This window comes from Vibrio sp. dhg (genome assembly GCF_003443775.1).
Lineage (GTDB): Bacteria > Pseudomonadota > Gammaproteobacteria > Enterobacterales > Vibrionaceae > Vibrio > Vibrio natriegens.
This window is the reverse complement of sequence record NZ_CP028943.1, coordinates 1,681,449-1,693,040: the sequence shown is the minus strand read 5'-3', so window position 1 is coordinate 1,693,040 and position 11,592 is coordinate 1,681,449. Positions and strand designations below refer to the sequence as shown.

The 11,592-nt window shown below is 50.3% G+C and carries 4 protein-coding genes; 2 read left to right on the top strand and 2 right to left on the bottom strand.

Annotated features, from left to right (window positions below; all coding sequences use genetic code 11):
* Positions 1-162: 162 nt before the first annotated feature.
* A complete protein-coding gene (locus DBX26_RS07810) occupies positions 163-9,189 on the top strand; it encodes a Calx-beta domain-containing protein (RefSeq protein WP_118118596.1) in 9,027 nt (3,008 codons plus the stop codon).
* Positions 9,190-9,252: 63 nt separating this feature from the next.
* On the opposite strand, the gene DBX26_RS07805 is transcribed toward DBX26_RS07810, so the two are convergent.
* Entirely contained in the window at positions 9,253-10,446 is a 1,194-nt protein-coding gene (locus DBX26_RS07805; RefSeq protein WP_014231914.1) for a class I SAM-dependent methyltransferase, read from the bottom strand.
* Between the two features lie 277 nt (positions 10,447-10,723).
* Between DBX26_RS07805 and yccX the strand changes: the two genes are divergently transcribed.
* On the top strand, positions 10,724-10,996 hold the full coding sequence (gene yccX, locus DBX26_RS07800) for an acylphosphatase (protein WP_014231913.1): 273 nt from the start codon (positions 10,724-10,726) through the stop codon (positions 10,994-10,996).
* Here yccX and DBX26_RS07795 read toward each other — a convergent pair whose 3' ends face one another.
* Entirely contained in the window at positions 10,997-11,326 is a 330-nt protein-coding gene (locus tag DBX26_RS07795; protein ID WP_014231912.1) for a TusE/DsrC/DsvC family sulfur relay protein, read from the bottom strand.
* Between the last annotated feature and the right edge of the window lie 266 nt (positions 11,327-11,592).

Here is an 11,592-nt window from a genome sequence, read left to right as displayed (position 1 = left end):
AGACAGTGCATTTACCCGCTTTTAGAAAACCCCGCCCCTTGAGTTGAAAAGCTTCGTAAGCACCAAACATACAACGAAAAATATGATGATTTTGTCTAAACTATAGTCGTAAATAAAAAGGTGACAAACTTTTGGATTAGTTTGAATTGGGGCGAGGTAGGTATGGATCGAGTAACTTTGAGCTCTTTAATGGGCAACATAGTCGTGATCGGGCTTGATGGGAATATAAGAACCCTTGCAAAAGGAGAGTCTCCAAAGCCTGGTGAATTAATAATCGAAGAGGTTTCAGATACTTCGGAGCTAGTTGTTGAGCAAGTTACACCGCAAGGCAGCTCGATCAATGTGACGGATGACATTACCGCGCTGATTGAAGCCATCGGTCAGGGACAGGACCCAACACAGCTTGGAGAAGAGTTTGATACCGCTGCTGGTGGGGTTAACGGCTCAAGCCCTCAAAATACTGGTGCGATTAACCGAACTGGTACTGAAGTACTAGCTAGTACTAATTTTGAGACGGTTGGCATAAATGGAACAGGATTCTCTAGTACTCAAGTTCAGACTCTGCTGGACATTTTCCAGCCTCAACCACCTGCTCCTCAAGTCACACCACTGCCTGCAGAGGTCGTCGTTCAAGAAATATCCAGCCCAACAGTCAATGAAGGTGACCAAGTCGTTTTTGACGTCACTTTAGATCAGGCAACCGAAGTCATAACGGATATTGAAATGACTTTGGGTGATGGCTCAGCAGTCGGCGGCTCTGCTGGCGAAGAGGGAACTGACTACGTAAATACCACCGTTATCGTCACATTATCAGATGGTACGACTCAAGAAATCCAAGTGAATGAAGACGGGACGTTCACAGTTTCTCTCCCAATTGGAGAGCAGTCTTTCACGGTCAGTTTAGATACGGTTGATGACGATATTTATGAAGGTCCAGAAACCTTTACCTTGACTGGCACAACCGTAGACCAAACGACGCCTGTTTCTGGTACTGCAACTGTTTTAGATGACGGAACCGGTCCAGGAACGGATCCAGACGATGACCGTCCAAGCGTGTCGATTTCAGATGCGGGTATTGTCGATGAAGGCGATTTCGCTTCCTTCACAGTGTCCTTGAGTAATGCTTCGGAAGACGCGGTACAGGTTCAACTCACTCTAAATCCAGGGGAAACCGAAGCGGGCGACTTGGGTACTTTCGAATACAATACCGGCTCTGGCTGGGTGACTGTGCCCGTCGATGGCGTGGTGTCCGTACCAGCAGGCATGACCGAGTTTGATGTACGTGTTGCTTCAACTCAAGATGAGGTTTATGAAGGCGCGGAAGACTTCAGTGTGACCGTGACTGGCATTGATGTCGTTCAGGGCAGCGACACTGGGCTTGCGACCATTGTCGATGATGGCAGTGGTCCTGAGCCGGACCCTGATGATGATCGTCCAAGCGTATCGATTTCAGATGCAGGGATTGTCGATGAGGGTGACATTGCAACCTTTACGGTGTCCTTGAGTAATGCGTCGGAAGCCGCAGTACAGGTTCAACTCACTCTAAATCCAGGGGAAACCGAAGCAGGCGACTTGGGTACTTTCGAATACAATACCGGCTCTGGCTGGGTGAGTGTACCTGTCGATGGCATGGTGACCGTACCAGCCGGCATGACCGAGTTTGATGTGCGTGTTGCCTCCGTTCAGGATGAGGTTTACGAGGGCGCGGAAGACTTCAGCGTTACCGTAACCGGCATTGGTGCCGTTCAGGGCAGCGACACTGGCCTGGCAACCATCGTCGATGATGGCAGTGGTCCTGAGCCGGATCCAGACGATGACCGTCCAAGCGTATCGATTTCAGATGCGGGTATTGTCGATGAAGGCGATATCGCTTCCTTTACGGTGTCCTTGAGTAATGCGTCGGAAGCCGCGGTACAGGTTCAACTCACTCTAAATCCAGGGGAAACCGAAGCGGGCGATTTGGGTACCTTAGAATACAATACCGGCTCTGGCTGGGTGAGTGTGCCTGTCGATGGCATGGTGACCGTACCAGCCGGCATGACCGAGTTTGATGTGCGTGTTGCCTCCGTTCAGGATGAGGTTTACGAGGGCGCGGAAGACTTCAGCGTTACCGTAACCGGCATTGGTGCCGTTCAGGGCAGCGACACTGGTCTTGCGACCATCGTCGATGATGGCAGTGGCCCTGAGCCGGATCCAGACGATGACCGTCCAAGCGTGTCGATTTCAGATGCGGGTATTGTCGATGAAGGCGATATCGCTTCCTTTACGGTGTCCTTGAGTAATGCCTCGGAAGACGCGGTACAGGTTCAACTCACTCTAAATCCAGAGGAAACCGAAGCGGGCGATTTGGGTACTTTAGAATACAATACCGGCTCCGGCTGGGTGAGTGTGCCTGTCGATGGCATGGTGACCGTACCAGCCGGCATGACCGAGTTTGATGTGCGTGTTGCCTCCGTTCAGGATGAGGTTTACGAAGGCGCGGAAGACTTCAGCGTTACCGTAACCGGCATTGGTGCCGTTCAGGGCAGCGACACTGGCCTGGCAACCATCGTCGATGATGGCAGTGGTCCTGAGCCGGATCCAGACGATGACCGTCCAAGCGTATCGATCTCCGATGCTGGTACGATTGACGAAGGTAGCACTGCGACCTTTACCGTGACGTTAAGCAATGCGTCTGAAGATGCGGTCCAGGTTCAGTTGGCATTAAACCCAGATGAGACCGAAGTCGGCGATTTGGGTATCCTGGAATACAACACTGGTTCAGGATGGGTAGAAGTGCCAGTAGGTGGCCTAGTCACCGTACCGGCGGGCATGACGGAATTTGATGTGCGCATTGGCACTACGTCAGATGATGTGTATGAGGGACCTGAAGACTTCAGTGTGACCGTGTCTGGCATAGGCGTCGTTCAGGGGCAAGACACAGGAACCGCGACCATTGTAGACGATGGCACCTTAATCGATGATGACCGTCCAAGTGTCTCTATCGTTGAAGACAGCGTGGGTGTGAACGAAGGCACTGACGCGGTGTATACCGTTAAGTTATCCGCAGCGGCTGATATCGATGTGACCGTCAGGCTGAACACCTCAACCGACGGCAGCGATACGGCGGAAGCGGACGACATTGGTAGCTTTGTGGTGACTCTGGCCGATGGCGTGACCGTGGTGAATGCCAACAGTGATGGCACGTACACCATTCCAGCGGGTCAAACCGAACTGAAAGTGACGGTGCCAACCACAGACGATGATGTCTACGAAGGGGATGAAACCTTCACCGTGGCGGTACAAGGCGACACAGGCGTTGTCGGCAGTGACAGTGCGTTGGGCATTATTTACGACGGTGGTAACGGCCCGGATCCCGATCCGGATGATGACCGTCCAAGTGTCTCTATCGTTGAAGACAGCGTGGGTGTGAACGAAGGCACCGACGCGGTGTATACCGTTAAGTTATCCGCGGCGGCCGATATCGATGTGACCGTCAGGTTGAACACCTCAACCGACGGCAGCAACACAGCGGAAGCGGACGACATCGGTAGCTTTGTGGTGACTCTGGCCGATGGCGTGACCGTGGTGAATGCCAACAGTGACGGTACCTACACCATTCCAGTGGGTCAAACCGAACTGAAAGTGGCGGTACCAACCACAGACGATGATGTCTACGAAGGGGATGAAACCTTCACCGTGGCGGTACAAGGTGACACGGGCGTGCTCGGCAGTGACAGCGCGTTGGGCATTATTTACGACGGTGGTAACGGCCCGGATCCCGAACCGGATGATGACCGTCCAAGTGTGTCTATCGTTGAAGACAGCGTGGGTGTGAATGAAGGTACCGATGCGGTGTATACCGTGAAGTTATCCGCGGCGGCCGATATCGATGTGACGGTCAGGTTGAATACCTCAACCGACGGCAGCAACACGGCGGAAGCGGACGACATTGGTAGCTTTGTGGTGACTCTGGCTGATGGCGTGACGGTCGTAGCCGTGAATCCTGACGGTACGTACACCATTCCAGCGGGTGAAACCGAGCTGAAAGTGACCGTGCCAACCACAGACGATGATGTTTACGAAGGGGATGAAACCTTCACTGTGGCGGTACAAGGTGACACGGGCGTGCTCGGCAGTGACAGCGCGTTGGGCATTATTTACGACGGTGGTAACGGCCCGGATCCCGATCCGGATGATGACCGTCCAAGTGTGTCTATCGTTGAAGACAGCGTGGGTGTGAACGAAGGCACCGATGCGGTGTATACCGTGAAGTTATCCGCGGCGGCCGATATCGATGTGACCGTCAGGTTGAACACCTCAACCGATGACAGCAACACGGCGGAAGCGGACGACATCGGTAGCTTTGTAGTGACTCTGGCCGATGGCGTGACGGTCGTAGCCGTGAACCCTGACGGCACGTACACCATTCCAGCGGGTCAAACCGAGCTGAAAGTGACCGTGCCAACCACAGATGATGATGTTTACGAAGGGGATGAAACCTTCACCGTGGCGGTACAAGGCGACACGGGCGTTCTTGGCAGTGACAGTGCGCTGGGCATTATTTACGACGGTGGTAACGGCCCGGATCCCGATCCGGATGATGACCGTCCAAGTGTCTCTATCGTTGAAGACAGCGTGGGTGTGAATGAAGGTACCGACGCGGTGTATACCGTTAAGTTATCCGCGGCGGCCGATATCGATGTGACCGTCAGGTTGAACACCTCAACCGACGGTAGCAACACGGCGGAAGCGGACGACATTGGTGGCTTTGTGGTGACGCTGGCCGATGGCGTGACGGTCGTAGCCGCGAATCCTGACGGCACGTACACCATTCCAGCGGGTCAAACCGAGCTGAAAGTGACGGTACCAACCACAGACGATGATGTTTACGAAGGGGATGAAACCTTCACCGTGGCGGTACAAGGCGACACGGGCGTTCTTGGCAGTGAAAGTGCGCTGGGCATTATTTACGACGGTGGTAACGGCCCGGATCCCGATCCGGATGATGACCGTCCAAGTGTGTCTATCGTTGAAGACAGCGTGGGTGTGAACGAAGGCACTGACGCGGTGTATACCGTTAAGTTATCCGCAGCGGCTGATATCGATGTGACCGTCAGGTTGAACACGTCAACCGATGGCAGCAACACGGCGGAAGCGGACGACATTGGTAGCTTTGTGGTGACTCTGGCCGATGGCGTGACCGTGGTGAATGCCAACAGTGACGGTACCTACACCATTCCTGCGGGTCAAACCGAGCTGAAAGTGACGGTGCCAACCACAGACGATGATGTTTACGAAGGGGATGAAACCTTCACCGTGGTGGTACAAGGCGACACGGGCGTTGTCGGCAGTGACAGCGCGTTGGGCATTATTTACGACGGTGGTAACGGCCCGGATCCCGATCCGGATGATGACCGTCCAAGTGTCTCTATCGTTGAAGACAGCGTGGGTGTGAACGAAGGTACCGATGCGGTGTATACCGTGAAGTTATCCGCGGCGGCCGATATCGATGTGACCGTCAGGTTGAACACCTCAACCGACGGCAGCAACACGGCGGAAGCAGACGACATTGGTAGCTTTGTGGTGACCCTGGCCGATGGCGTGACCGTGGTGAGTGCCAACAGTGACGGCACGTACACCATCCCAGCGGGTCAAACCGAGCTGAAAGTGACCGTACCAACCACAGACGATGATGTCTACGAAGGGGATGAAACCTTCACCGTGGCGGTACAAGGTGACACGGGCGTGCTCGGCAGTGACAGCGCGTTGGGCATTATTTACGACGGTGGTAACGGCCCGGATCCCGATCCGGATGATGACCGTCCAAGTGTCTCTATCGTTGAAGACAGCGTGGGTGTGAACGAAGGCACCGATGCGGTTTATACCGTTAAGTTATCCGCGGCGGCCGATATCGATGTGACCGTCAGGTTGAACACCTCAACCGACGGCAGCAACACGGCGGAAGCGGACGACATTGGTAGCTTTGTGGTGACCCTAGCCGATGGCGTGACCGTGGTGAGTGCCAACAGTGACGGCACGTACACCATTCCAGCGGGTCAAACCGAGCTGAAAGTGACCGTACCAACCACAGACGATGATGTTTACGAAGGGGATGAAACCTTCACAGTTGCAGTCCAAGGTGCTACAGGAGTACTTGGTACCGACACTGCACTGGGCATTATTTACGACGGTGGTAACGGCCCGGATCCCGATCCGGATGATGACCGTCCAAGTGTGTCTATCGTTGAAGACAGCGTGGGTGTGAACGAAGGCACAGACGCGGTGTATACCGTTAAGTTATCCGCGGCGGCTGATATCGATGTGACCGTCAGCTTGAACACCTCAACCGACGGCAGCAACACGGCGGAAGCGGACGACATTGGTAGCTTTGTGGTGACTCTGGCTGATGGTGTGACGGTCGTCGCCGCGAATCCTGACGGCACATACACCATTCCAGCCGGTGAAACCGAGCTGAAAGTGACGGTACCAACCACAGACGATGACGTCTACGAAGGGGATGAAACCTTCACCGTGGAGGTACAAGGCGACACAGGCGTTGTCGGCAGTGACAGTGCGTTGGGCATTATTTACGACGGTGGGAACGGTCCTGGTCCTAACCCGGATGACGACCGTCCAAGTGTTTATATCGTAGAAAATAGCGTGGGTGTAAATGAAGGCACTGACGCTGTTTATACGGTCAGGTTATCGGCAGCGGCAGACATTGACGTGACGGTAAGATTGAACACGTCAACAGGAGGAGCTAATACTGCTGAACCTGGTGACATCGGCGCTATTAAGGTTACATTGTTGGATGGAACAGTAGTGACCGCCAACAGTGATGGTACGTACACCATTCCAGCGGGTCAAACCGATCTCAAATTGTTTGTACCAACCACGGACGACGATGTGTATGAAGGTGATGAAACCTTCACGGTTGCAGTCCAAGGTGCTACAGGAGTACTTGGTACCGACACTGCACTGGGCATTATTTACGACGGTGGTAACGGCCCTGGTCCTAACCCTGACGATGATCGTCCAAGCGTCTCTATCTCAGATGCTGGTACCATAGATGAGGGGGCCACCGCGACCTTTACTGTGTCATTGAGCAATCCTTCGGAAGGTGCAGTTCAAGTGCAGTTGGTATTAAACCTAGACGAAACAGAAGTGGGTGACCTTGGCACGCTTGAATACTACACCGGTTCGATCTGGGAGGAAGTACCTGGGGATGGCATCGTGACCGTACCGGCGGGGATGACGGAATTTGATGTGCGTATTGCGACCATCGATGATGAAGTATACGAAGGACCAGAAGACTTCAGTGTTACCGTGAATGGTTTGGGCGCAGTGCAGGGCACCGATACTGGTCTGGCGACCATCGTGGATGATGGCACTAAAACGGACGACGATCGTCCAACTGTGTCTATCTCGGATGCAGGTACCATTGATGAAGGTAATTTCGCTACATTTACCGTGTCATTGAGTAATGCTTCAGAAGCGGCGGTGCAGGTTCAGTTGACACTAAACCCGGATGAAACAGTAGCAGGTGACCTTGGCACGCTAGAATACAATACCGGTTCAGGTTGGGTTGCCGTGCCTGTCGGTGGTGTCGTGACGGTGCCAGCGGGCATGACTGAATTTGACCTACGTATCGAGTCTATCGATGACGGTGTATACGAAGGTCCGGAAGATTTCAGCGTAACCGTAACTGGCTTAGGCCCAGTACAAGGCAGTGACACAGGTCTAGCGACTATCGTGGACAACTCACCGCCAACAGCTCGTGATTTCATCATCTCTCTCAATGTTGAAGAAGGTATGTTCCCTGTTCAGGATGTGGAGTTTGATGGACTAACAAGCGCCAATGAACAGCGAGTTGAAGACCTCGAAGATGATGCCAATGGTGCAAATGATGCCGATCTTGAAATTGTTATAACTTCATTACCTGAACACGGAGAGCTTTATTATCTGGACAATGGTGTAGAAGTCATCATTGATCAGGACTTTTTAAATGATCCGAATAACAAGTTGTATGAAAATACAGATATTAAGTACCGTCTGACTGATGACTTCTTCGATGAGCAGAGCTTTGATTCGGCTGATCTTCTTGAAGATCAAGGGAAAGATATCTTGGTTGGTTCTTATACACCACCTAACTCGAACTTAACGTTCACTGGAGGTCAGATAATCACCATTGGTAACAGCATCATCTTTGATTCCGACGCTCAGATCTCAGTCGATTTTGCAAATCAACAGGTCGGGTTAGTTGTTATTTCTCCTAGTGAAACGGGTCAGGGTGATGAAATCAGTACTGGTGAGTATATTACGCTAGAGCTGGATGAGGATTTATCAGCAAACGAAGCGAAACTGAATTTAGCGAGTCTGAATGACCGTTTCAATAGTGGTGCTGCATGGTTAACGGCGTACATCTTCCTAAATGGTGCTCTTGTTGATGTGCAGCAGTTTTACTCAACTGATATTACTTATACAAGTAATCATGAAGGTTTTATCACAGTTGATATGGCGAATGGTAGCTTTGATGAAATTCGACTTACTCCAGAAACCAACAGTTCAAGTGATAAAGCGGGCTTCACCTTAGTTGGGACTGAAATTACCAGCTTTACTGATGTGAACGATGACTTTACTTATCAGGCAATCGATACTGATGGTGCGCTAAGTAACGAAGCAACCGTATCTGTTGACTTCAATAACGTCACTGCTGAGTCTGTCGCAACGGCTGACTACAATACTCAATCGCTCACATTGACCGCGGCGGCAGATGCCGAGTCCAACGTCATTATGGGTGACGAGCAAGACAATGAGTTAATCGGCACCAGCGGTAATGATATTTTAATCGGTGGTTTAGGCGATGATATCTTGACGGGCGGTGAAGGTGACGACGTTTTCAAATGGACAGAAATGAAGTCTGCTACAGACACCGTTACTGACTTCGAAACTGGTGATCAGCTTGATTTTGCTGATTTGTTTGAAGATGTTAGTCAGAGTGACATCTCGCTATTGCTTGATGACTTAGGTTCTGGCGATTACAGCGGACAAGTTGACGATATTAGTATCACCGTGACGGAAAGAGGCCCTAATTCAACCTTGATGATTCATAAAGGTGGTATGGATTTAGAGGTTAATTTTGACGGTGCTTCTGCGGCAGATATCGCGAATAGCTTAATTAGTAATCTGGAACATTTACGAGAATAGATGTTTTTAAGTAAGAAAAAACGGAGCGAAAGCTCCGTTTTTTATTTGATACTTGAATGAGGTCTAAAGCACTTTACAAGCAAAGCCTTTCAGATAGAAACCTTCAGGGTAGGCCGTGTCAGTTGGGTGGTCTGCCGCTTGTTCAAAACGCTCAACAAACTTAACTTGGCGATTCGCATCTACCGCTGCATCCGCGATGATTTTTTGGAACAGGACTTGGTCCATTAAGCCAGAGCACGAGTAAGTAAGCAGAGTGCCACCAGGCTTTAGGATTTGCATCGCTAGCATGTTGATGTCTTTATAACCGCGACATGCACCATTCAGCTGCGCTTTGCTCTCGGCAAACTTTGGTGGGTCCATAATCACCACATCAAATTGAGTACCTTGATCGCGGTACTCGCGCAGCAACTTAAACACGTCTGCGTTTAGGAAAACAGCGCGCTTCTTAGAAATGTCGAACTCGTTCAGTTCGGCGTTAAATTTTGCCGTATCCAGAGCTGGTTGAGAAACGTCCGCGTTGATAACACGTTTTGCTCCGCCTTTAAGTGCATAAAGACCAAAGCCGCCGGTATAAGAGAAGCAATTTAGGACTTCTTTATCCTTCATGTATTTCATCGCTTGTTGACGACTGTCACGCTGGTCCAGGTAGAAACCGGTTTTATGGCCACCAACGATATCGACACTGATTTTGACGCCGTTCTCTTCGATTACCACAGATTTTGGTGGCTCTTCACCATGTAAAACGCCAGTGGTTTCTTTCAAGCCTTCTTTTTTACGTACCGCCACATCAGAACGTTCGTAAACGTTACAGTCTGGGAAGCACTCAACAAGCGCGTCTACGATTGCCTGTTTGTTGTACTCTGCGCCAGCACTTAATAACTGACAGACGAAGAAGTTCTGGTAACGGTCGATAGTCACGCCTGGTAAGCCGTCAGACTCAGCCGCAACTAAGCGGTAGCCAGTTAGCCCATCACGCTCGATAACGTCTTCACGTAGAAGCTGCGCATCTTTAAAACGTTTGACGAAAAACGCTTTGTTAATGTCCTCTTTTTCAAAGCTCCAAATACGAGCACGGATTTGAGATTCCGGTGAATATGCCGCTTTTGCTAACCATTTACCGTCGTGAGTGAATACATCAACTGTTTCGCCAAGCGCGGGTTCGCCCTCAACTTTATTGATGCCTCGAGAGAAGATCCATGGGTGCTTACGCTTAACCGATTTCTCACGACCTTTAACCAAATAGATAGCAGCTGTCATTTCTTTAGCTCTTGTTGAATTTTGAAAGGGGCGTATTGTCCGGGATGTTGCTGGTAAAAGCAATAACCATTGGGAATCAGTTGGTTTTATTGAGAGTTACGGTGTCACTCTTGGGGTTGTTGCTTAAAATCAAGCCCACTTTATTTGAAATTTAGGTGAATGAGAGACTTATCAATCCCGCCAGTCGGATTTTCTTCCATAATTGATTTAAAAACCCGCTACGCTTATTGAAAGGCTTGATGGGTCTGCAATAACCATTATAAGAAGCGAAATAACGATGAATCTGAAGTGTGAAAAGTATGTAGTAAAAGGTCTTGTTCAAGGAGTGGGGTTTCGGTATCAAACTTCACATCAGGGGTTGAAGCTGGGTCTGACTGGCTACGCTAAAAACCTAAATAATGGCGATGTGGAAGTGGTTGCCTGCGGCACTGAAACACAAATTGATGAGTTTACTGAGTGGTTGAAAGAGGGGCCACGGACGGCAACTGTCGAAAGCGTATCGCATGAAAACGCTTCATATAAACCATACCGCGGCTTCAAAATTTTATGATTAAAGGCATTTCGCTGGTTTCGGGAGTCCAGCCAGTTTGGTTGCCTGCTTTGCAGGGCCTTTTTTGAAAAGCTTAAACAGGTATTTGCTGTTGCCTTTTTCTGGTCCGTGCGCTTTTTCCATCGCCTTAACCAACATTCTTACTGCTGGGGAGGTGTTGAACTCTTCATAAAAGTCGCGAACAAAGTGGACAACTTCTAAGTGCGCTTCGGTTAGCTCAATGCCTTCTTCTTCCGCCAATAACTCAATCATACCTTCTTCCCATTGAGTATGGTCCAACAAGTAGCCCTGAGCATCGGTTTCAATTTCTTTGCCGTTGTAAACGAACATAACGTTCTATCCGTTAAGTAATCTTTGATGTTTATAGATTAGCGTACAGGCATGGAACTTCTCAACTAAATAATCACACCATGCGTTCAAGCGCAGTAAAAGCAACCAAATTATGGCGTAGGTTGCTTTTTATTTGTTTATTCAAAAATTTAGCTATTCATTCACTGTGTTAGAAAATCTTCGGGGTAAATAAAGCTGACTTTGCATAAACATGCGTTAATTAATCGTTTTTACAGCTACTCTTACATTTGTGAATAAGAGGATAC

Excerpts from the sequence above, each read along its gene's own strand:
- DBX26_RS07810 (WP_118118596.1), top strand. The coding sequence starts at position 163 with ATGGATCGAGTAACTTTGAGCTCTTTAATGGGCAACATAGTCGTGATC.
- DBX26_RS07795 (WP_014231912.1), bottom strand. The coding sequence starts at position 11,326 with ATGTTCGTTTACAACGGCAAAGAAATTGAAACCGATGCTCAGGGCTAC.
- DBX26_RS07805 (WP_014231914.1), bottom strand. The coding sequence starts at position 10,446 with ATGACAGCTGCTATCTATTTGGTTAAAGGTCGTGAGAAATCGGTTAAG.
- yccX (WP_014231913.1), top strand. The coding sequence starts at position 10,724 with ATGAATCTGAAGTGTGAAAAGTATGTAGTAAAAGGTCTTGTTCAAGGA.